At 69.9% G+C, this 20,911-nt stretch carries 17 protein-coding genes, 1 tRNA gene, 1 pseudogene and 1 CRISPR repeat array; of the genes and pseudogenes, 11 read left to right on the forward strand and 8 right to left on the reverse strand.

The genetic code is table 11. From position 1 onward, the window contains the following. Window positions 1–11: 11 nt before the first annotated feature. Genes M1203_RS22650 through M1203_RS22660 form a run of 3 tightly spaced genes read left to right on the forward strand, consistent with a single transcriptional unit; the run spans window position 12 to window position 3,213 of the window. Complete coding sequence (locus M1203_RS22650) at window positions 12–1,094, forward strand: ABC transporter ATP-binding protein (protein WP_249951600.1); 1,083 nt, start codon at window positions 12–14, stop codon at window positions 1,092–1,094. Continuing rightward, window positions 1,091–1,975: an ABC transporter permease gene (locus tag M1203_RS22655; protein WP_249951601.1), complete on the forward strand. Its 885-nt coding sequence runs from the start codon at window positions 1,091–1,093 to the stop codon at window positions 1,973–1,975. The genes M1203_RS22650 and M1203_RS22655 overlap by 4 nt, the downstream gene beginning before the upstream one ends. Continuing rightward, the gene (locus M1203_RS22660; RefSeq protein ID WP_249951602.1) at window positions 1,972–3,213 is read left to right on the forward strand and encodes a hypothetical protein; all 1,242 of its coding nucleotides are present in this window, start codon (window positions 1,972–1,974) and stop codon (window positions 3,211–3,213) included. The genes M1203_RS22655 and M1203_RS22660 overlap by 4 nt, the downstream gene beginning before the upstream one ends. Window positions 3,214–3,368: 155 nt before the next feature. Then, window positions 3,369–4,190: direct repeats of the CRISPR family, unit length 29 nt; unit sequence GGGACCAACCCCGCAGGCGCGGGGACCAC. An 825-nt stretch (window positions 4,191–5,015) separates the two neighbouring features. Here the strand turns inward: M1203_RS22660 and M1203_RS22665 are convergent. The 4 genes from M1203_RS22665 to M1203_RS22680 all read right to left on the reverse strand — a co-directional run bounded on the left by M1203_RS22665 (window position 5,016) and on the right by M1203_RS22680 (window position 6,744). After that, window positions 5,016–5,103 (reverse strand) — tRNA-Ser (locus tag M1203_RS22665). 134 nt (window positions 5,104–5,237) lie between these two features. Further along, the gene (gene tadA / locus M1203_RS22670; RefSeq protein ID WP_249951699.1) at window positions 5,238–5,666 is read right to left on the reverse strand and encodes a tRNA adenosine(34) deaminase TadA; all 429 of its coding nucleotides are present in this window, start codon (window positions 5,664–5,666) and stop codon (window positions 5,238–5,240) included. A 53-nt stretch (window positions 5,667–5,719) separates the two neighbouring features. Further along, window positions 5,720–6,256: a hypothetical protein gene (locus tag M1203_RS22675; RefSeq protein WP_249951603.1), complete on the reverse strand. Its 537-nt coding sequence runs from the start codon at window positions 6,254–6,256 to the stop codon at window positions 5,720–5,722. 224 nt (window positions 6,257–6,480) lie between these two features. Further along, a complete protein-coding gene (locus M1203_RS22680; RefSeq protein ID WP_249951604.1) occupies window positions 6,481–6,744 on the reverse strand; it encodes a hypothetical protein in 264 nt (87 codons plus the stop codon). A gap of 143 nt (window positions 6,745–6,887) precedes the next feature. Here M1203_RS22680 and upp point away from each other — a divergent pair, with 143 nt between their 5' ends. Continuing rightward, window positions 6,888–7,523: a uracil phosphoribosyltransferase gene (upp, locus tag M1203_RS22685; protein ID WP_030349959.1), complete on the forward strand. Its 636-nt coding sequence runs from the start codon at window positions 6,888–6,890 to the stop codon at window positions 7,521–7,523. 147 nt (window positions 7,524–7,670) lie between these two features. On the opposite strand, the gene M1203_RS22690 is transcribed toward upp, so the two are convergent. Together M1203_RS22690 and M1203_RS22695 are read right to left on the reverse strand one after the other, a co-directional pair. Further along, a complete protein-coding gene (locus M1203_RS22690; protein ID WP_374403681.1) occupies window positions 7,671–8,309 on the reverse strand; it encodes a LytR C-terminal domain-containing protein in 639 nt (212 codons plus the stop codon). A gap of 163 nt (window positions 8,310–8,472) precedes the next feature. Continuing rightward, a complete protein-coding gene (locus M1203_RS22695; RefSeq protein WP_249951605.1) occupies window positions 8,473–8,775 on the reverse strand; it encodes a type II toxin-antitoxin system VapB family antitoxin in 303 nt (100 codons plus the stop codon). Window positions 8,776–9,672: 897 nt separating this feature from the next. On the opposite strand from M1203_RS22695, the gene M1203_RS22705 reads away from it, so the two are divergent. Continuing rightward, window positions 9,673–10,620: a helix-turn-helix transcriptional regulator gene (locus M1203_RS22705; RefSeq protein WP_249951607.1), complete on the forward strand. Its 948-nt coding sequence runs from the start codon at window positions 9,673–9,675 to the stop codon at window positions 10,618–10,620. Beyond that, entirely contained in the window at window positions 10,577–10,717 is a 141-nt protein-coding gene (locus M1203_RS22710) for a DUF397 domain-containing protein (RefSeq protein WP_249951608.1), read from the forward strand. Before M1203_RS22705 ends, M1203_RS22710 begins: the two co-directional genes overlap by 44 nt. A gap of 36 nt (window positions 10,718–10,753) precedes the next feature. Here M1203_RS22710 and M1203_RS22715 read toward each other — a convergent pair whose 3' ends face one another. Together M1203_RS22715 and M1203_RS22720 are read right to left on the reverse strand one after the other, a co-directional pair. Further along, window positions 10,754–12,319 carry a M28 family metallopeptidase gene (locus tag M1203_RS22715; RefSeq protein WP_249951609.1) on the reverse strand — a complete coding sequence of 522 codons (1,566 nt, stop codon included), beginning with the start codon at window positions 12,317–12,319 and terminating at the stop codon, window positions 10,754–10,756. Between the two features lie 191 nt (window positions 12,320–12,510). Then, entirely contained in the window at window positions 12,511–13,122 is a 612-nt protein-coding gene (locus M1203_RS22720; protein ID WP_249951610.1) for an HhH-GPD-type base excision DNA repair protein, read from the reverse strand. Window positions 13,123–13,280: 158 nt separating this feature from the next. Here M1203_RS22720 and M1203_RS22725 point away from each other — a divergent pair, with 158 nt between their 5' ends. The 5 genes and pseudogenes from M1203_RS22725 to M1203_RS22745 all read left to right on the forward strand — a co-directional run. Then, window positions 13,281–15,596, forward strand: a complete 2,316-nt coding sequence (locus M1203_RS22725; RefSeq protein ID WP_308404894.1) for a family 2 encapsulin nanocompartment cargo protein terpene cyclase — start codon at window positions 13,281–13,283, stop codon at window positions 15,594–15,596. 200 nt (window positions 15,597–15,796) lie between these two features. After that, complete coding sequence (locus M1203_RS22730; RefSeq protein ID WP_249951701.1) at window positions 15,797–16,987, forward strand: beta-ketoacyl-ACP synthase 3; 1,191 nt, start codon at window positions 15,797–15,799, stop codon at window positions 16,985–16,987. Next, complete coding sequence (locus M1203_RS22735; RefSeq protein WP_249951612.1) at window positions 16,984–18,261, forward strand: beta-ketoacyl synthase; 1,278 nt, start codon at window positions 16,984–16,986, stop codon at window positions 18,259–18,261. The genes M1203_RS22730 and M1203_RS22735 overlap by 4 nt, the downstream gene beginning before the upstream one ends. 314 nt (window positions 18,262–18,575) lie before the next feature. Beyond that, a complete protein-coding gene (locus tag M1203_RS22740) occupies window positions 18,576–20,534 on the forward strand; it encodes an acyl-CoA dehydrogenase (protein WP_249951613.1) in 1,959 nt (652 codons plus the stop codon). A gap of 46 nt (window positions 20,535–20,580) precedes the next feature. After that, window positions 20,581–20,805: pseudogene (locus M1203_RS22745) on the forward strand (acyl carrier protein); the annotation flags it as partial. Window positions 20,806–20,911: the final 106 nt, after the last annotated feature.

Raw genomic sequence — 20,911 nt, forward strand, 5'->3', positions numbered from 1 at the left:
AGGAGAACGACGTGTCGAGCGACCTGCCCACCGACGTGTCCACGGGCCTGTCTTCCGACCTGTCCACCGGCCTGTCCTCCGGCCCGCCTTCCGGCCCGTCTTCCGGCCCGTTCTTCGAGGCACCGGCGGCCTTCGAGCTGAGGGGTCTCGTCGTGCGCTACGGCAAGGTGCGTGCCGTCGACGACGTCTCGGTCAGCTCTCCCCCGGGACGTATCACCGCGCTCCTCGGCCCCAACGGCGCCGGGAAATCCAGCCTGCTGGGCGTGTTGTCGACGGCCTCCCGGCCGCACTCCGGCACGGTCCGCGTCTTCGGGTACGACGTGCTGAAGGCCCCGATGGCCGCGCGCCGCCGGCTCGGCCTTGTCTTCCAGGAGCGCACCCTCGACAAGGAACTCTCCGTGGAACGCAACCTGTGGTTCCACGCCCGGCTGTTCGGCATGAAACGGGCCGACGCCCGTGCCCGCATCGATCTCATGCTGGACCTGTTCGAACTGACCGACCGGCGTCGCCAGCCGATCGAGGAGTTGTCCGGCGGACTGGCCAGGCGGGTGGAGATCGCCCGCGCCCTGCTCCACCGCCCCGGCCTGATCGTCCTCGACGAGCCCACCAACGGTCTCGACCCCTCCGCACGGGCCACCGTGTGGGCCGATCTCCTGCGGCTGCGCGAGCGCCTGGGTGTCACCGTCCTGTACTCGACCCACTACATGGACGAGGCCGAGTACGCCGACGAGATCGTCATCCTGCGGCAGGGACGGGTCGTCCGGCAGGGCAGCCTGGCACGGCTCAAGAGCAGCCTGGACTCCTCCCGCATCGTGGTGTCCTGCGCCGACGACGAGGCCGCCGCCCGTCAGTTGCGCGCCGCGGGCTTCGCTCCGCTGCACGAACCCGGCGGAGTCGCGGTGCACTGCGCCGATCCCGAGGCGAGGATCGCGGAGGTGGTGCGCGCCCTCGATGTGCCCGGTCTGACCGTCGCCGTCCACCACCCGTCCATGAACGATGTCTACTTGGCGGCCGCGGCCGTACGGGAGAACGACGACCAGCCGGAGCGCGGCCGACAGGAGAGCGGCCGACAGGAAAGCGGGAGCACGCCGTGACCACGACCAGCGCCCCCGGCCCCGGCCTCGCCCAAGAGCCCGGCGCCCAAGAGCCCGGCGCCCAAGAGCCCGGCGCCCAAGAGTCCGCCCATGAGTCCGGCGCCCATGAGTCCGGCTCCGAGGACGGCCGCCTGACCGTGGCACTGCGCGCCATCGGCGTCATCGCCCACCGCGATCTGCTCCGGCAGGTCAAGCGTCCGGGCATGCTCGTCAGTCAGGGTGTGCAGATCCTCTTCTTCGTCCTCGTCTACGCCGTCGGCTTCAACGGCATGATCGGCTCGGTCGGTTCCGTGTCGTTCAGCGCGTATGTCTTCCCCGGCATCATCGCCATCCAGGTCGTGTCGATCGGCGTCGCCTCCGGCCAGACGTACGCCTGGGACCGTGAGTACGGCGTTCTGCGCGAACTCCTCGTCGCCCCGGTCCCCCGGATCTGTCTGCCCCTGGGCAAGGTGGTCGCCGGGGCGGGCATGGTGACGGCGCAGAGCGTCGTGATGCTCGCCTTCGCCCCCCTGATCGGGGTCGAGCTGACGCCGGGCCGGTTCACCGCCGCGGTCGGCGCCTACGCGCTCGCCGCGGTGGTGTTCAGCGTCATCGGGCTGTGCCTGGCCACCGTCATCAAGCGGGTGCAGACGCTCCAGGCGGCCGTCCAACTGGCCATGTTCCCGATGCTGTTCCTCTCCGGGTCGGTCTTCAGCGCCCAGGACGCCCCCGACTGGCTGGCCTGGATCATGCACCTCAATCCCATGACGTACGCCGTTGACCTGGCCCGCCAGACCCTGCTGGGCGACGGTGGCCTGCTGCCGTGGTGGGCGGACCTCGGCGCACTCGCCGGAATCCTGGTCGCGGTTCTGGCCGTGCTGCGCGTCCGGAGCGCGCGATGAGCGGCGTCCGGCCGGCTGCGTCACTCACCGAGGACGAGGCGGCCGACCAGGTTCTGGCGGGCGCCCTGCGCTGGATCGAGGACCGGCTGGAGTGGTTCGCGCCCGAACGGTGGGAGGACTTCCTGCCCCGCCGCCCCTTCCGCCCCGGTCCGCTCCTCGAACTCCTCGGCCTGGTCCGGGTCCTGGCCCGCGGGGGCGTCCTCGCCACGGATGCCCCGCTCGCGACAGGAGCCCTCGACCTCGCAGAACGGGCCGCCTCCGACGTGTCCTTCACACGCGGACTGCGCGCCGGTGACGCCTTCTTCCCGTACCACCTCAATCTGATCGCCCTGCTGGAGCTGCTGGGACGCCCCCGCGCCGAGTCCCGCGCGGCGTGCCAGGCACTGCTCGCGGCGGACGCGGGCGCCCACGCCCAGCCGTACAAGCCGGTGCTCAACCGGATCGAACTCCGCTACTTCGCCGACCGCGGCGGATTCACCGCCCCGGCGTGCCTGCCCGAGGCCCGCGCGCTCCACCGCGAGAGCATCGCCGCACTGGACCCGGATGTCCTCCAGCTGAGCGAGAGCGAGACCTACGCCCTGACCCATGTCGTCTTCTACGCGACGGACTTCGGCCACCGACCCCTCGATCTCGGCGGGCCCGAGCCGACGGCCCGCCTCCGCGAGACCGTACGCGTCCTGCTCGGCGTGCACCTGGCCCGCGGCAGCCTGGACCTCTTGGCCGAGATGCTGCTGTGCGAGGCGGCCCTGGGCGAAGAGCCCGTCATGGACCCGCTTCCGGCCGAGGGCTGGAACGCGCTGGCCCGCGCGTCCCGGCCGGACGGTGCCGTGCCGGGCCCCGTGCACCGCCCGGAGGTCCTGGCCGGTCTCCAGGGCGACAAGGCCACCGCGTACCTGTTCGGTACCTGCTACCACACGACGACCGCGGCGGCCCTGGCGGCCACGGTACGAAGAGACCGGCAGCGTCCCGCACAGAGCGCCAGCGGCCCCCCGATGCCATCCGCGGACCCCGCCCACGTGCGCGCCTGGGCCCGCGAAGTCACCACGACCGCCGCCACCGCCCCCACCGCCATCCGAGCAGCCTGGTCCGCCCGACTCGACCCGCTGCTGGTGCTCGGGCTCCAGTCCCACGACCCGGACGTCCTCGCGGAAGTCCTACGAGCCGCCAAACAACTGGGCCGCGCCGACCACCCCATCCCTCAAAGGGCGGCGGCACTACTGGCCGCATGGACCGCCTGAACAGAAGGGGTTCGACTACACCGACGAGCAGGCAAACCAGCTGCTGGACGCCGCAGGACCGGGCTGCCCGAACCCCGCCAGAACAACTCGCGAACCCCGGGCCCGAAAGCAGACCCGGCTCGGCCACCCGGAATTCGCCCACGACAAGCCACACCGCGCCCAACCCCGCAGACGCGGGGACCACAGACGGCGAGGACCATGTCGTCCTGGGCAAGGGGGACCAACCCCGCAGGCGCGGGGACCACGCACTGTTGCACCGGCGGTGCATCGAGCGGGCGGGACCAACCCCGCAGGCGCGGGGACCACGCCGGTTACGCAGCGTTGTGCGCTGCCAGTCCGGGACCAACCCCGCAGGCGCGGGGACCACCCCCACGATCTACCTCCCCGGCTGGCTCGAAGGGGACCAACCCCGCAGGCGCGGGGACCACAAGGCGCTGAGCAAGCTGGAAGCAGCGGGACTGGGACCAACCCCGCAGGCGCGGGGACCACCAGGCGATCCAGATCGCCCCGAACGAGTCCCAGGGGCCAACCCCGCAGGCGCGGGGACCACCTCGTGGGTGAGGACGGGGCCTGTCAACTCAAGGGACCAACCCCGCAGGCGCGGGGACCACAACCGCGCCACCGCCGAGGCGGCGAAGGCGTGGGGACCAACCCCGCAGGCGCGGGGACCACCACCCGTAGCACGGGTGCGAGGGGTATCACGCGGGACCAACCCCGCAGGCGCGGGGACCACTCGGCTGGTCAGCTTCATCGGTGCCCCCGCTGGGGACCAACCCCGCAGGCGCGGGGACCACCGACGGCAGGTACTGGTACTCGACAGTCAGCAGGGACCAACCCCGCAGGCGCGGGGACCACTCCGGCTGCGGTGCGCGCTCACGCGGCGCCGTGGGACCAACCCCGCGTGCGCGGGGACCACTCCCGGCATGATCTGGTGGTGCTCGGTTGCGAGGGACCAACCCCGCGTGCGCGGGGACCACAGGCGGCGACCTGGGGTTTCACCTGACTCGGTGCCTGGTTTTACTTACTTTCGTGGATTCCGACATTAGGTACTTCTTTGCTTTACGAGGGCGTGTGGGATGTGTGTCTTCGTCAGCTGCCACCGTACTTTCCGCGCCGCCTGACGGCATAGCGCGGGGGTATTGACGGTGTAGTACCCAGCCCCGCTACCGCCTGGAGATCGTTTCCCGCGCCTTGCTCTCGTCCTCGCCGAGGCCATCGGGCCCTGGCAGATCGACCGGCATCTGCCGCCGCCCGAGGGCGCGGCTGCCGCGTTCCCGGCATGGCATGGCATGGAGCGGGAGCGGGAGCGGGAAGCCAAAACCGTCCCGCACTCCCACCTCCGTATTCCTGGGGCAGGGCGACCTAACGGTCCAGTTCGCCGACCCGCCCATTGTGGGTCCGGACACGGACAAGCTCACCGGCCAGGGCGCGCACTTCTTTTGGCTGACCAAGAAGGATCTTGTCGCCGAGATCCGCCGTGGCTGGTTGCCCTCGGGCCGACGGGAGGACGGCTCGGGTGACAAGCTCTCCGTAGGCGCAGGGATCCGCGGGGCAGATTCCTCGGCACGTTCGGTCATGAACGGCGGGGCGTCATCAGGCAGCCTCGGCGCCGAGCGGCACCGGCGGTTGGGAGGCTTGAGTGCGGCCGGTGGACCCTGGCGAGTCCGGCAGCTGATGCGGGAGGTCAACGTCCCGGGGTTCCCGCTGTGTCGAGCGCCGGAATGGCCTGGCGGACCGGCTCCGAACGGCTTCTGACGACCATCGCCCCTGACCTGTTTTCCCAGGTCAGGGGCGATGATCGATGGCGGTAGCGGAGGGATTTGAACCCTCGGTGAGTTTCCCCACACTCGCTTTCGAGGCGAGCTCCTTCGGCCGCTCGGACACGCTACCGAGAGAGAGCTTAGCCCAAGGTGGGCCGTGCTCCGAAATCGGTATCCCGAGTGCCGCCCGAAGGGCGCCCGGCGGCCGGGCGGCGGCCGGGCGGCGGCCGGTCGATGGCCGGGCGGCGGCTGCCCGACGGGTCGTCAGCGGTCGCGGAAGAACGACGTCAGCAGGTCGGAGCACTCCTCCGCGAGCACCCCGTGGATCACCTCGGGCCGGTGGTTGAGCCGTCGGTCGCGTACGACGTCCCAGAGCGAGCCGGCGGCTCCCGCCTTCTCGTCGAGCGCGCCGAAGACCACCCGGTCCACCCGGGACTGGACGATCGCGCCCGCGCACATCGTGCACGGCTCCAGGGTCACCACCAGCGTGCACTCCGTGAGTCGCCAGGCTCCGAGCTTCCCGGCGGCCCTGCGGATCGCCAGGATCTCCGCATGTGCCGTCGGGTCGCCCGTGGCCTCGCGTTCGTTGTGGCCCGCGGCGAGCACCGTGCCGTCCGGGGACAGCACGACGGCGCCGACCGGCACATCACCGGACAGGGCAGCCCGTGCCGCCTCCTCCAGGGCAAGCCGCATGGCCGCCTGCCACGGTGCGCGTACCGGGTCGGGCGCGGGGTCGTGCCGGATCACTATCGGACGGTCTCCAGCACCTCGGCGGCTCCCAGAGCCTCCGCGATCTCGGCCATCGCGTCCGAATCCAGGGCCAGCAGATCGGCCTCGGACAGGCCGAGGTCGCTGAGAATCTCGCGGTCGCCAACGGCTCCCGCGGGCACGGTCTCCCCGTCCTTCACGGGGATGTCCACTTCCTCCTCGTCGTTCTCGTCCGGTTCGCCGTCCTCCGTACCGTCGAGGTCCAGCGTGTCCAAGTCGTCGGCCGGGTCGTCGTCGTCCCTGCCGAGCAGTTCATCAATGAGGATCTCCCCGTACGAGGAGCGTGCGGCCGCGGCCGCGTCGGAGACGTAGATGCGAGGATCTTCCTCGCCCTCCACGCGGAGGATGCCGAACCAGGCATCCTCCTGCTCGATGAACACGAGCACCGTGTCCTCGTCCACCGAGGCTTCTCGGGCCAAGTCGGTCAGGTCCGACAAGGTCTCCACATCGTCGAGCTCTGTGTCGCTCGCTTCCCACCCGTCTTCGGTGCGCGCGAGCAGTGCGGCGAAGTACACCGTGACTCTCCCACTGGTCAGAGGTGTGACGATCCGGCGGTGCGCTGATCTGCCCCGCCCACTCGGAATCGTGGCAGAAACGAACGCTTCGCGAGAGGTCTTCCACCGTTGCGTCGTCGGGCCATTTTATTAGGCCCCTGTTCGGCTCCGGGCGCCGGATGCCTTCCATGAGCATGCGGGATGGACATGACGTACGTCGCGCGCCGGGCGCGGCTACCGGCCGGTCACCACCGGAACGTACGCATCCGCATCTGCTGGCGCATCCGCGCGGCGCGGGCCTGCCGGGGTTTTACGCGCTCGCGCAGCGCCTTGGCCTCGTTCAGCTCCCGCAGGAACTGCGCGCGCCGCCGACGGCGCTCGGCCTCGCTCTCCCGGGCGTCCGCCGGGGTCTCCGCCCAGGCCTCGTCCGCTTCCCGGGCCTCGGCCTCCGCCCTCGCCTCGGCCTCGTCGGGGCGCTGATCCCGGCCTTCCCGATCCTCGTCCGGCATGGCTTCGTCACCACCTCAGGCTGCGTACTCAGCTCCGCGGTGTACCGGGGCCGACCTTCTGACACCTTCCCTCACTGACCGGGGTTGATGCCGACCGGACGGTGGCAGCGCGTACGGCCTTGGCCCCCGGTTACTGTGTCGCCATGCGGATTCATGTCGTCGACCACCCGCTGGTGGCGCACAAACTCACCACGCTGCGCGATCGGCGCACCGACTCCCCGACCTTCCGGCGCCTCGCCGACGAGCTGGTCACCCTGCTCGCGTACGAGGCCACCCGGGACGTACGGACAGAACAGGTCGACATCCAGACACCGGTGACCGGCACGACGGGCGTGAAGCTCTCGTACCCGCGCCCCCTCGTGGTCCCGATCCTCCGGGCCGGCCTCGGCATGCTCGACGGCATGGTGCGGCTGCTGCCGACCGCGGAGGTGGGCTTCCTCGGGATGATCCGCGACGAGGAGACCCTTCAGGCGTCCACCTACGCGAACCGCATGCCCGAGGACCTCTCGGGACGCCAGGTGTACGTGCTCGATCCCATGCTGGCGACCGGCGGCACGCTGGTCGCGGCGATCCGTGAGCTGATCAAGCGCGGCGCGGACGATGTGACCGCGGTCGTGCTGCTCGCGGCGCCCGAGGGCGTCGAGGTGATGGAGCGCGAGCTCGCGGGTACGCCGGTGACGGTCGTCACGGCGGCGGTGGACGAGCGCCTCAACGAGAACGGCTACATCGTCCCGGGCCTCGGCGACGCGGGCGACCGTATGTACGGGACGGCCGAGTAGGGCATCCGCTGGGACCCGGTTCGCGTCATGGCCCGGTTCGCTTCATGGCCTGGTTCGGGCCATGGCCCGACTCGCGTCATGGCCCGACTCGCGTCGGGGCCCGGTTCGCGCGGCAGGCGAACCGGGCCCCGACGGAAGGCGTGACGGTCAGTTCTTCGGGGCCGCCCCCAGATCCCCGCAGGCGGGATCCGACGCGGCGCTCGACTGGGTGGCCAGGGCCTGGTCGGCGTCCTTCTGGTCGGTCAGCGCCTCGAAGGCCGCGCCGAGAATCAGATCGACATCCGGTGTCTTACGGGAGTCGGTCTTCGACGTGGCCCCCTTCAGTTGGGCGCCCAGGACGGTGAAGAAACCGTCCTCGGGCTTCAGCGCGCCGAGCAGTATCCCGGTGCCCGGGACCTTCTTGTCGTACGCGGCGGGGGCGTTGCCCACCTTGCCGATGACGAAGCCGCGTTTCTTCAGCTCGTCGGCGGTGGTCTGGGCGAGTCCGCCTCGCGGGGTCGCGTTGTAGACGTTGACCGTGATCTGGCCGGGCTTGGGGAGCGCCTTGACGGGCTCGGACGAGTGCTTGCAGCCGGACTTCCCGGCGGCGGCGGCGCTTTTCGTGCCGCCCCCCGTGAAGACGTCGATGAGCTGCAGCGTTCCCCAGCCGGCCAGGCCGAGGGCAACGACGGATGCGACGGCCGCGAGCACGATCCTGCGACGATGACGGGGGCGGCGCATGCGCGGGTATTTGTTGCCCGTAATGCGGTACTTTCCGCCCATGCCGGGGGGAGTCAGCATGCTCATGGCCGCAGCGTAGTGCGCCCCGGTGGTGTTTCCTACTAAATGATCAACTGGTTGCGCGGTCCGGGTGGCGAAAGGCCCCGAAAGGCTCAGTGCTCGAAGGGCCGGCCCTGCCGGAGCCCCCTCTGCCGGCGGAGCCCCCTATGCCGGCCCCTGTCCCCACGGATCAGCGCGGATCCAGCTCCAGCACGCGTGCGTGCAGCACCTGGCGCTGCTGGAGCGCGGCGCGCACGGCGCGGTGCAGACCGTCCTCCAGATAGAGATCGCCCTGCCACTTCACGACATGGGCGAAGAGGTCCCCATAGAAGGTCGAGTCCTCGGCGAGCAGTGTCTCCAGGTCCAATTGACCCTTCGTGGTCACGAGCTGATCGAGGCGGACCGGGCGCGGCGCGACATCCGCCCACTGCCGGGTGCTTTCCCGGCCGTGGTCGGGATACGGCCGCCCGTTACCGATGCGCTTGAAGATCACACGGAAAGCCTACCGGGCGACCGGCTCCGGGCGCAGCCATGGTGCCTGAGTTCAAAAGTCACATTCATTGGCAAAGGGGGCGTAAAGCGTGAGTGGAACCAACCCCTCCGGCGCCCGCGCCCCCGCGAGCGCGGCCGTCGGCGGCTGGGGGTGCGCCGCCGATTCGCTCGAAAGGGGTCCGGTGAGGTGGGCGACAGCGACTCACCACGCCATCCCGCCCGTCTGACGTCGCCCGTCCGCCGGACCCGCCGGACGGGCGACGTCAGACGGGCGGGGTCCCCGGCGGGGACTGCGGGCGCGGGTTCGGCGGCGGATGCGGGCCCGGATCGGGCGGTAGTTTGGGGCCGCCCGGTTTCGCGTGCTTTCCATTGCTCGTTCGCGTTCTGCGGTTCGAGAGCCCGAAGATTCCGAACGGCGGAAAGATATCCACGCGCCTCGGGAAATTCGCCTCGGCGCACCCGAGGCACAGCAGGTCCATAGAGCCGTCCTGGGTGGTGCGTGCCGCCTCCACGCTGTTTATCCAGCAGGATTCGCAGTACCAGCAGTCCGTCTTTGAGAGCAGCACGGTGGTCAAGGTCGCCCTGGGCATCACGTCACCTTTCCATGCGCCGCGTTCTGATGCCCTCCGAGGGATACTCGATAATAAACCGGCTCGTGCAATTCACCTGCTTCGGCGGGTAGTTGTTCCGCCCGGCGCCGCCGGAGCATAGTCGTGCCGAGGACCACGGCCTCCAATTCAGGGGGACGGTGTGTCATTGAGTTCGATTCCTCGCGCATTGTCGTCCTCGGGGCGATGCAACTACGTTGCACAGGACAAGGGTTGCGTTGCACAGGGCGGGCGCACAACGTCGCACGCGTTCCAGTCGAGATCTGTCACATGACATGAGGGGAGCGGCCATGGGCCGACGCAACGCAGGGGGCGGGGAGAAAGGCGCCAGCACGGCCGATGTCTTCGGTGAAGTTCTGAAGCACTGCCGTGAGTCCATAGGTGTTACGCAAATAGCACTGGCTGGCGAAGTCCCCTGCGATCGCTCCTACGTTGCCCGTGTGGAAGCCGGAACACGTGTTCCTGACGAGAAATTCGCTGAGACGTGCGACATCGTGTTGCGTACCGGCGGCATCCTGCAGAAGCTCTGGCACAAGATCGACTGGTATCCGGAAGTGGACCATCCGGACTGGTTCAAGCGCCGTGCCGCCATGGACGCGGAGGCGACGGCGCTCCGTGAGTACCAGACCCAGATGATGCCGGGGCTGCTGCAGACCGAGGACTACGCCCGAGCGTTGCTCTCGCGCCGGGCCAACGGGGACGAGCTGGAGAGGCGCGTCCGCGCGCGGCTCAGCAGGCAGCACAGGTTTCTCTCCCCCGAGGGGCCGCTTCTGCTCATGGTCCTGGATGAGAGCTGCATCCGGAACACGGTCGGCAGCGCGGCCGTCATGCGGGATCAGTGCGCACATCTGCTGCGCGTGGGAAAGCAGCCGAACATCCGTGTTCAAGTCGCCCCGGCGGGTGTCCCGGGTATTTGGCGTCCCAATACGTCCATGTCTCTGATCACCCTCTCGGATGGCCATGTCTGGGTGTACTCGGAATCGCTTGACCGCGGGCACTTCAGCGACGATCCGGAAGTTACCGGCCGTCATGCACAGACCTATGCTGTTCTGAGGGCGGATGCGCTGTCCGCCTCCGAGTCTGCCGCGTTGCTCAATGACGCGATGGAAGGGTACGGCCACCATGATGAATCGCGATTTCAGAGCGACAACGTGGGTAAAGAGCAGTTACAGCGGCGACAACAGCGGAAACTGCGTGGAAATAGGCACCGGTATCCCGGGCATTATCCCCGTACGTGACAGCAAGAATACCGAGGGCCCGGTCCTCGTGTTCAGCAGAGCTGTTTTCTCCACGTTCGTTTCCGGCGCCAGAACCGCCGCGCACCCCATCGCCTGAACGCAATGGGGTGCGCCGTGCTGTCGGGCCTCTCCGTTACGCGGTGGGCGTGTGGCCCCGGGAGTGCGAAACGGTTTCGGCCTCGCCGCGCTTGAGCGGGATCCGCGCCGCTTCGGCGGTGGCCGTCGGCTTGGTCACCGAACTCAGATCGTGAGCGTAGGTGCCCACGGCGTTGGCGATCACGTCGATGTTAATGCCGAACGCCTTCATATTGATGTTCGAGAGATCGTCGCAGGCCGAGTGGTAGCACCTGTCGTACGCGATACCGGCCTGGCCGCCGTACTTCTTCGCCTGGGCCTCGGACTTGATGCCCTCGGCGCCGGTGAAGGTGCCGCCGGACGGGATGCCCGCCTCGATGAACGGCCCGTAGTCGGAGCGGCCGTCGAAGTCCGTGCCCTCGTGCGGAATCTTCTTGCTGTCGAGGAAGTCGGTGATGCCCTTCTCCAACTGGGCTGAGCCCTCGGGCCCGGGGCCCGCGCCCACGCCGTCCGAGTCGTCGCCGTCGTACACGAACTGAGCGAAGTTCGGCGAGGCGATCATGTCGAAGTTGAGGTAGAGCGCGATGTCCGCGCGCTGTGCGGCGGTGAGGCCGTTGACGTACGCCTCGGCGCCGAGCAGGCCCAGCTCCTCCGCCGACCACCAGGCGAAGCGCACCTTGTTCGCCGGCTTGTCATGCGTCTTGGCGAGCTTGAGGGCGACCTCCAACAGCCCGGCGGAACCGGAGCCGTTGTCGTTGATGCCGGGGCCCTCGGTGACGGAGTCCAGATGGGAGCCGAGCATCACGGTCCTGTCCGCCCTGCCGCCCTTGGTCTCGGCGACCACATTGCGGGTGGTGCGCTCCTCCTGGAGCTGGCGGATGTCCAGGGAGACCTTCACCGCGCCCTTGGCGGCCTCGGCGGCCAGCGCCTGGCCCTCGGCCCGCGTGATGCCGCCCGTGGGGATCTTCCCGGCGTCCGGGCCGCCGAGCGTTCCGCTGAGCGCGCCCTCGGTGTTGTTGTAGATGACCGCGGCGACCGCGCCTGCCGCCGCCGCCTCCTTCTGCTTCGTCGCGAAGTCGCAGCCGCCGCGCTGGATCAGCGCGATCTTGCCGGTGAAGGCGCCGGCGGCGTAGTCGGCCGGCTCGCAGCCCGTGGTCGCGTCGACCGGGACGACGGCGAGGTCGGCCGCGATGCCGCCCTCCTTGGTGGACGTCGTGTACGACATGGCCGTGATCGCGATGTCGCGCGGCGTCGGCGCGGTGACCGTCAGCTTCTCGGCGAGCGTCTCGATATAGGTGATGTCGAACGTGTTGTACGAGACCTGGTAACCGGCCTTCTTCAGCTGGCTGTACACATACGCGGCGGAGGCGTCGTGGCCGAGGGTGCCGGCCGCCCTGTTGCCGTTGGCCGAGTCCGCGATGGCCTGGAACTTCTCCAGATGCCGGTAGGCGTCGCCGGCCGATGCCTCGCTCACCAGCTTCCGGGAGAGCTTCGCCGCGTCCTTCGCGGCGTCCTTGGCCGGGTCGTGGGAGCGCGCGGAGGCGGACGAGGCGGACAGCAGCAGAGGGGCGGCGAGCGCGGTGGTGGCCGCGACTGCCAGGAGTCTGCGGGAAGTTGCGTTCACAGGGGCTGGGATCCTTCCGGTGCGAACAAATGTGAGGGAAAGCTAGCCAGCGCCGCGCCGCGTGGGAACACTTGTGTCATAGGTCATGGTGCGTATCGGCGGAACAGTCGCGGATCGGGCGCGGATCGGGCCCGTCTCACGCCTGGTTCGCGCCTGGACCGGGGTGCGGGCCGGTCCGGATCCGTCGGCGATCAGTCGGTCTCGGGCGTCGGCGCCGGCGTCGCTTTCGCCGCTTTCGCCGCGCGCTTCGCCTCCTGCTTGAACGCCCTTACCTTGGCCAGCGATTCGGGTCCTGTGATGTCCGCCGCCGAGCGGTACGACCCGGCGTCCCCGTACGCGCCCGCGGCCTCGCGCCAGCCCTTGGGCCGCACCCCGTACTGCTTGCCCAGCAGTGCCAGGAAGATCTGGGACTTCTGCGTGCCGAAGCCGGGCAGCGCGTTCAGCCGGTCCCGTACCTCCGCGCCGGTGGCGACGTCACGCCAGATCCCGGTGGGATCGCCGTCGTAGTGCTCGACGAGGTACTGACAGAGCTGCTGGACGCGTCTGGCCATCGACCCCGGATAGCGGTGCACGGCGGGCTTGTCCGAGAGCAGCGCGACGAACGCCTCGGGGTCGTACGCGGCGATCTCGCCGGCGTCGAGGTCGTCGTGTCCCATGCGCACGGCGATGGTGTACGGGCCGGAGAACGCCCACTCCATCGGGACCTGTTGGTCAAGCAGCATGCCGACGAGCGCGGCCAGCGGGCTGCGGCCGAGCAGCTCGTCGGCCTCGGGCTGTTGTGCGAGCCGGATTGTGGTGCTCATTCAGCGATGATCACCCGGGCCGCGCGGTGACGTGCGTACGCCACGCGCTCGTCATGTGTTCATATGACTAATTTGTGGTCCGGATGGCGGAGTCGGGCGAGGGGTAGATCACGCCCCAGGGAAAAATCACCGGAACCGTCGGGAAAGGCCGCTCGCCCGTGACACAGCCGTTTGAATTGCCGGATTTCTATATGGCTTATCCGGCCCGACTCAATCCGCACCTGGAGGAGGCCAGGGCGCATTCCAAGCGGTGGGCCAGGGACATGGGCATGCTGGAGGGTTCGGGTGTCTGGGAGGAGCGCGATCTCGATTCCCACGACTACGCCCTGCTCTGCTCGTACACGCATCCGGACTGCGACGGTCCGGCGTTGTCGCTGGTCACGGAGTGGTACGTGTGGGTGTTCTTCTTCGACGACCACTTCTTGGAGGTCTACAAGCGGCCCCAGGACCGGGAGGGCGGCAAGGCGTATCTCGAACGGCTGGCCGCTTTCATGCCGATGGATCTCGCCGCCGGATTCCCGGAGCCGACCAATCCGGTCGAGGCGGGGCTGGCGGACCTCTGGGCCCGTACGGTCCCGAGCATGTCCATGGCGTGGCGACAGCGGTTCGCGGAGTCCACGGAGAATCTCCTCAATGAGTCCGACTGGGAGCTCGCGAACATCAACGCGCACCGGATCGCGAATCCGGTCGAGTACATCGAGATGCGCCGCAAGGTCGGCGGAGCGCCCTGGTCCGCTGGGCTCGTCGAGTACGCGGCGAGTGCCGAAGTGCCCGCGGAGATCGCCGGCTCGCGCCCGCTGCGGGTGCTGAAGGACACGTTCTCGGACGCCGTCCATCTGCGTAACGACCTGTTCTCGTACCAGCGGGAGATCGAGGAGGAGGGTGAGCTCAGCAATGGCGTGCTCGTCCTGGAGACCTTCCTCGGCTGTACGACACAGGAGGCGGCGGACGCCGTCAACGATCTGCTCACCTCGCGCATCCAGCAGTTCGAGAACACCGCGCTGACCGAACTGGGGCCGCTCTTCGCCGAGAAGGGCCTGGATCCGCGGGCGTGCGCCGACACTCTCGCCTATGTGAAGGGGCTCCAGGACTGGCAGTCGGGCGGCCATGAGTGGCATATGCGCTCCAGCCGGTATATGAACGGCGCCGGTTCCGGTGCCGCTGCCGGTCCCGGCGCGGGCGGCGGGGCCGTCGGCGGGGCGGGTGGTGCGCCGGGCGGGGCGGGGATGTCGTTCTCGATGGTGCCGGTCGGTCTCGGTACGGCCGCCGCCGATATCGCGAAGACGATCGGCGTGGGTGCGTCGGCGCGGGCGCGCGCGCATAGTCATATCCCGTTCCAGCGGGTCGGCCCCTCCGTGCTGCCGGAGTTCCGGATGCCGTTCGGGCTGTCGCTGAGTCCGCATCTGAACCACTCGCGGGAGCACACCGTCGAGTGGGCCGACCGGATGGGCATCCTGAGGGCGCAGCCCGGCATCCCCGGCTCGGACATCTGGGACGAGCGGCGGCTGCGCCGTATCGATCTGCCGCTCTGCGCGGCCGGTATCCATCCGGACGCCACGGCGGAGGAGCTCGATCTCACCTCGGACTGGCTGACGTGGGGGACGTACGGCGACGACTACTACCCGGTGGTCTACGGAAACGCGCGCGATATGGCGGGCGCGAGGGCGTGCAATGACCGGCTGGCGCGGTTCATGCCGGTCGAGGGGATGGCGATGCCGGTGCCCGCGACCGGGCTGGAACGGGGGCTGGCCGACCTGTGGGTCCGTACGGCGGGCCCGATGGACCTGGACGCGCGCCGCGCCTTCCGTGAGTCGGTCGTGGACATGATCGACAGTTGGCTGTGGGAGCTGGCCAATCACGTGCAGAACCGTATCCCCGACCCCGTCGACTACATCGAGATGCGCCGGCGGACCTTCGGCTCGGACATGACGATGAGTCTGTCCCGGCTGAGCCACGGCCGGATGGTGCCGCCCGCGATCTATCGGTCGGGCCCGATGAGGGCCATGGAGAACGCGGCGCAGGACTACGCGACGCTGCTGAACGACGTCTTCTCGTACCAGAAGGAGATCGAGTTCGAGGGCGAGACGCACAACGGTGTGCTCGTCGTGGAGAACTTCTTCAACTGCGACTATCCGGCCGCCCTCGCCATCATCGATGACCTGATGAACTCGCGGATGAGCCAGTTCCAGCATGTCGTCGCCCATGAACTGCCCGTGCTGTACGACGACTTCGCCCTCGACGCGGACGCGCGCCGGGCGCTCGACGGCTATGTGAAGGAGCTGGAGAACTGGCTGTCCGGGATTCTCCACTGGCACCACGGCTGTAAGCGGTACAAGGAGGCCGAACTGCTGGAGGACCGGGCCGGTATCACTCGTCGGCTGCCTCCCGTTCCGAGCGGACTCGGCACCTCCGCGGCACGGATTCACCTACCTGGGTGGGAACGAGCGCGATCTTTGCCCCAAATGGCGCAGTAACTCGCTTACGGGCGCGCCCGTTTGTCATCCGGTCGATGTGATCGTTTACCGGATGGGGGCCGTGGGTGGCGAGCGGAAGCGCACTGTACGGGCGCGAGGAGGCGCGGGGCCCGCGCGCGAGGGGGCGCGAAGAGAGCTCGGAGGAGAGCTCGGAGGAGAGCCGGGAGGAGAGCCGGGAGCGGCTGGGGCCACGGACGGCGGTGCTGGAGGCCGTCGCCGGATGGGTCCCGGGGGAGCCGGTCCCCAATGAGGCGTTGCCCGCCGAGTGGGGGGTGGATGACGCCTGGATCCGTACGCGCACGGGCATCGCCGGCCGCCATCGGGCGGCTCCGGGGATGTCCACGGGCGACCTCGCGTATGAGGCGGCGAGACTGCTGGTCGCCGATCCGGTGCGGGCGGGTTCCGCGGGGGCGGGCTCCGCGCGGGCGGGCTCCGGGGAGGCGGGCTCCGGGGAGGCGGGCTCCGCGCGGGCGGCGGACGCCGTGGTGCTGGCCACGGCGACGCCGGACCATCTGATTCCGGGGACCGCGCCGGCGCTGGCGGCACGCCTGGGGTTGGGCACGGTACCCGCGTTCGATATCGACGCGGTGTGCAGCGGCTTTGTCTACGGCCTCGCCGTCTGCCATGGACTCGTGGTGTCGGGTATCTGTGAACGGGTGCTCCTGGTCGGCGCCGATGTGTACTCCACGTGGCTGGACCCCCGGGACCGCTCATCGGGCGTGGTGTTCGGCGACGGCGCCGGAGCCGCGCTGATCGGCGCGGGCAGGGCCGGGGACCCGGGCGAGCTGATCGCCTTCGATCTGGGCAGTGACGGGACGGGATACGACCTGATCACCGTGGCGGGCGGCGGGGCGCGGTCGAGGTCGGTGGCGGGACCGTCCGCCGAGGGCGACGAGTTCTTCCGGATGCGGGGGCGGGCGGTCTATCAGCACGCGGTCGAGCGGATGACCGGTTCGTGCCGCTCGCTGCTGCGCACCGTGGGCTGGGACGCCGCCGAGGTCGACCATTTCGTACCGCACCAGGCCAACGCCCGGATTCTCCGGGCTGTCGCGGAGCGGCTGGGGATCGGCGCGCGGCGCTGTGTCACGCATCTCGACCGGGTGGGCAATACCGGCGCGGCCTCCATCCCTCTCGCCCTCGCGGACGCGGACGCGCGGGGACGTTTCCGCGCGGGTGACCGCATGCTGCTGACCGCCTTCGGCGGCGGCCTCACCTGGGGAACGGTGGCGCTGCGCTGGCCCGCGACGACCGCGCCTGCGGCGGCCACACCCCCGACGATCGCGCCCGCGATGACAGCGGTCGAGACGACGACGGTCGAGACGACTACGTCCGGGGCCGTACGGCCCGACAGCTCACGGGCCACGGCCCTCGACGGAAGGAACGGATCATGACGCCGACGGCCGAGCAGGAGCGCGGACAGGGGACAGGGCAGAGGATCGGACAGCGGAGCGGGACGGTCGCGGTGACCGGGCTCGGGGTCGTGACTCCCGCCGGTCATGATGAACGGTCCTTCTGGGAGGGGCTGTGCGCGGGGCGGTCGCTGGCCAGACGGCGCCCGGAACTGGCCGGTATGCCGGTCGACTTCGCCTGCGCGGTCGAGGGCATCGATCTCGACGCCGTGATCGGCGGGCGGTCGGTCTGGCGGATGGCACGGTTCGTGAAGCTGGCGCTGATCGCGGCCCGGCAGGCCGTGGCGGACGCCGGACTCGACCCCGTGAGCTGGGACAGCGGCCGGGTGGGCGTGGTGCTCGGCGTGGGCGTCGGGGGTGTCTCCCTGCTCGTCGACAACGCGCTGAAGCTCCAGGCTGACGGCCCGCAGGCGGTCTCCCCCGTACTGGTGCCGATGATGATCCCCAACGCGGCGGCGGGAGAGGTCGCCATCGCGCTCAAGGCCCGGGGGCCGAGCCTGGCCCCGGCGACCGCCTGCGCCTCGGGGGCCACCGCGATCGCCGTGGCCCGCGATCTGCTGACGAGCGGGCAGTGCGATGTGGTGGTGGCCGGGGGCGCCGAGTCCGTACTGACCCCACTGGTGGTGACGGCCTTCGCGCGGATGGGCGCGCTGTCGACGCGTACCGGTGACCCGGGTGAGGCGTCACGTCCGTTCGCCTCGGACCGGGACGGGTTCGTCATCGGCGAGGGCGCCGCCATGGTCGTCCTGGAACGCGAGGCGGACGCGCGGGCCCGGGGCCGGGCGCCGCGCGCGCTGCTGGCCGGCGCGGGCGCCAGTACGGACGCGCACCACCCGACGGCGCCCGCGCCGGACGGCCGGTGGGCCCAGGTGGCGGTGGAGGAGGCGCTGCGGGACGCGGGCTGGAGCCCGTACGACGTCGAGCATGTCAACGCGCACGGCACGTCGACACCGCTCAACGACGCGATGGAGGCGACACTGATCGACCGGGTCTACCCGCACCGGCCGTCGGTCACGGCGCCGAAGGGGGTGGTCGGGCACACGCTGGCGGCGGCGGGGGCGATCGAGGCGGTGGCGACGGTGCTGACCCTCGAACATGGCGTGATTCCGCCGATCGCCAACGTGGACGCGCCCGCCGTCGAGTTCGACCTCGACTGTGTGACCAAGGAACCCCGGCGGCAGTGGGTGGAGACGGCGGTCAGCCACTCTTTCGGGTTCGGCGGGCACAACGTGGCGCTGGCGTTTCGGCGGGCCTGACGACAGGTCACATCAGGGAGCTGATCGTACGAATGTCCCATGGTTCTGCGGGTGGGAGAGTCGTTTCTTCGCCATTGATTGATCGTTATACCGGCGTGAGTATAAATATCAATACCGTTGCCATGAACTCGGCGAACCAGAAGGGCTCATTGGACCGGACGGGCCTGGATCCGACGGACTCATTCGTCCCGATGGAGTCGTTCGTCCGGACCGAGTCGTTTGTCCCGGCGGACTCATCGGATCCTACGGACTCATCGGGCCCGACGGTGGGTCCGACGGCGGATCCGACGGTGGATTCGACGGTGGATTCGACGGTGGATTCGACAGTGGATTCGCTGACGCGCGTGCTCTTCGGTGAGGACTTCGACCGGGAGCACGCGCCGTGGCGTCGGCTCGCCGCCGCGGCGCCGTTCCGCCGCCGGCCCGGTGCCTCGTCCGGGGAACGGCTGGCGATGGCGTACGAGCGGCTGCGTACCGTCAATGACACGCTCGACAGCCCCGCGGAGCTGGTTGCCGACGCGCGCGGGCTCGCCGCCCTGCACGAGTGGCTGGGCCCGGTCGACCCGGCCTTCACGACGGTCGCGGGCATTCACTACAACCTGTTCCTCGGCAGTCTTCTCGACCACGCGGAGAGCGAGAAGGGCGCGGCGCGCGGCACGGCGCGGGACGTGGCGGGCTCGGCGGACGTGGCCGACTTCTTCGCGCTGCGCCGGGTGGGCACCTTCCTCTGTACGGAGGTGGCGCACGGAAACGACGCGGTCGCCGTGGAGACGACGGCGGCCTATGACCGGGAGCGGGACGGTTTCGTCCTGTGCACGCCGCATGCCGGGGCGCAGAAGTTCATGCCCAACACCAGCCCGGTGGGCGGTCCCAAGTCCGGTGTGGTGGCGGCGCGGTTGCTCGTGGACGGTACCGATCACGGCGTTTTCCTCTTCCTGACGCCGCTGACCGACGCCGTCGGGGCGCTCCCCGGTGTCCGGGTGCGCAGGCTGCCCGCCCGGCTGGGCAGCCCGGTGGACCACTGTCTGACCTCGTTCGACCGGGTGTTCGTGGGGCGCGACGCGCTGCTGGGCGGTGCGCAGGGGCGGATCGGGGACGACGGGGTGTTCAGGAGCGAGCAGAGCAATCGCCGACGGCGCTTCCTGACATCGATCGGCCGGGTCACGGCGGGCAAGCTCTCGATGAGCGCGTGCGCGGTCGGCTCGGCGCGGGTCACGCTGGCGCTCGCCGTGCGGTACGGCGGGCACCGGCGGATCTCCGGTTCCAGGGGAGGGGAACGGGTACCGGTGTTCGCGCACCGCAGCCACCACGGTCCCCTGGTCGGAGCCCTGGCCACGGTCTTCGCGATGAGCTTGTTGCACCGTACGGCGCTGGACGCCTGGGAGTCGCGCACCGAAGCGGACACCGACGAGGCCGAGCGGCTGGTGGCCGTCGCCAAGGGCTGGATCAGCTGGCGGGCGCGCGAGGTCATCGGGGAGTCACGGGAACGGTGCGGTGCGCAGGCGCTGCTGGAGAACAACGGCATGACCGAGCTGCTGGCGGGTATCGAGGGCGTCATCACGGCGGAGGGCGACAATCTCGCGATCTACGCGAAGGCGGCGGCCGAGATGCTGTTCTCGGCGGCTCCGGAGCCCGAACCGGAGCCGGGTCCCGCGCCGACTCCGGGGCCGGACGCGGTTTCGGGTCCGGAGGCGGGGGACGGATCGTACGGTCCCTCGCACCGTGAGTTGACCGACCCGCTGTTCCTGGACGGACTCCTCGTCGCCGTCGAGGCCGTATGGCTGGAGCGGGCCCGCCGCCGGATGAGCCAGGTGCCGCACGGTGATTCGCTGGCACGGTGGAACGCGGCGTCCGGTGCCGCGCTGCGCGCCGTGGAGGCGTACGCGTACCGGCGGGCGTCGGAGGCGTACGCGGCGGCGATGGCAGGACTGGAGCCCGGCACGTCGCCCTCGTCCGGCTCGCTCTCGTCCGGCTCGCCCTCGGCCCGTGACCTGCTGCGTTCGCTGCGCCGGCTCTTCGCGCTCCAGTGGATCGACCGGAACAGCGGCGATCTGCTGGCCGCGGGCCGGCTGGCCCCCCGTCATCTCGACGAACTGCCCGAGGCCGTCGAACAGCTCATCTCGCGGCTGGCCGGCCATGCCCCCGCTCTCGTGGAGTCCTTCGCGCTGCCGGAGGAGATGTTCGCGGACTGGCCCATCTCCGGAGGCGGTTACGTGGACGCCTACGACGACCCGGAGGGCGCGTGGCACGCCGTACCCGCCGCACCCGCTTGAAACCACCGACCCCTTCAACCGACCCAACCCCTGGAAAGGACAACCCATGAGCGAGATCCACCCGAAGATCTCCGAGGTGCTGACGGAGACGTTCAAGGTGCCCGCCGCGGAGATCATCCCCGAGGCCACCATGGACAGCCTGGAGATGGACTCCCTCGCCGTCGCCGAGTTCGCCGTCATCATCAAGGAGACTCTGGGGATCGACGCCGACTCGGACTCGCTGCTCAAGGGCGCCACGCTGGCGGAGATCACCGCGTTCCTCGACGGGGCGCGTACGGCGCGTACGGCGCGGACGGCGCACGCGGCACCCTCCGCGCCCTCGGCGCACGCCCTCCGCGCGGTTCACGCGGCGGGCACGATGAGCGGCGTCAGCGGGA

The organism is Streptomyces sp. 35G-GA-8 (genome assembly GCF_023534745.1).
In the GTDB taxonomy this organism is placed as follows: domain Bacteria; phylum Actinomycetota; class Actinomycetes; order Streptomycetales; family Streptomycetaceae; genus Streptomyces.

Coding starts and splice junctions, on each gene's coding strand:
- M1203_RS22660 (WP_249951602.1), top strand. CDS start 1,972: ATGAGCGGCGTCCGGCCGGCTGCGTCACTCACCGAGGACGAGGCGGCC.
- tadA (WP_249951699.1), bottom strand. CDS start 5,666: ATGCGGCTTGCCCTGGAGGAGGCGGCACGGGCTGCCCTGTCCGGTGAT.
- M1203_RS22680 (WP_249951604.1), bottom strand. CDS start 6,744: ATGCCGGACGAGGATCGGGAAGGCCGGGATCAGCGCCCCGACGAGGCC.
- upp (WP_030349959.1), top strand. CDS start 6,888: ATGCGGATTCATGTCGTCGACCACCCGCTGGTGGCGCACAAACTCACC.
- M1203_RS22690 (WP_374403681.1), bottom strand. CDS start 8,309: ATGAGCATGCTGACTCCCCCCGGCATGGGCGGAAAGTACCGCATTACG.
- M1203_RS22705 (WP_249951607.1), top strand. CDS start 9,673: ATGGGCCGACGCAACGCAGGGGGCGGGGAGAAAGGCGCCAGCACGGCC.
- M1203_RS22720 (WP_249951610.1), bottom strand. CDS start 13,122: ATGAGCACCACAATCCGGCTCGCACAACAGCCCGAGGCCGACGAGCTG.
- M1203_RS22735 (WP_249951612.1), top strand. CDS start 16,984: ATGACGCCGACGGCCGAGCAGGAGCGCGGACAGGGGACAGGGCAGAGG.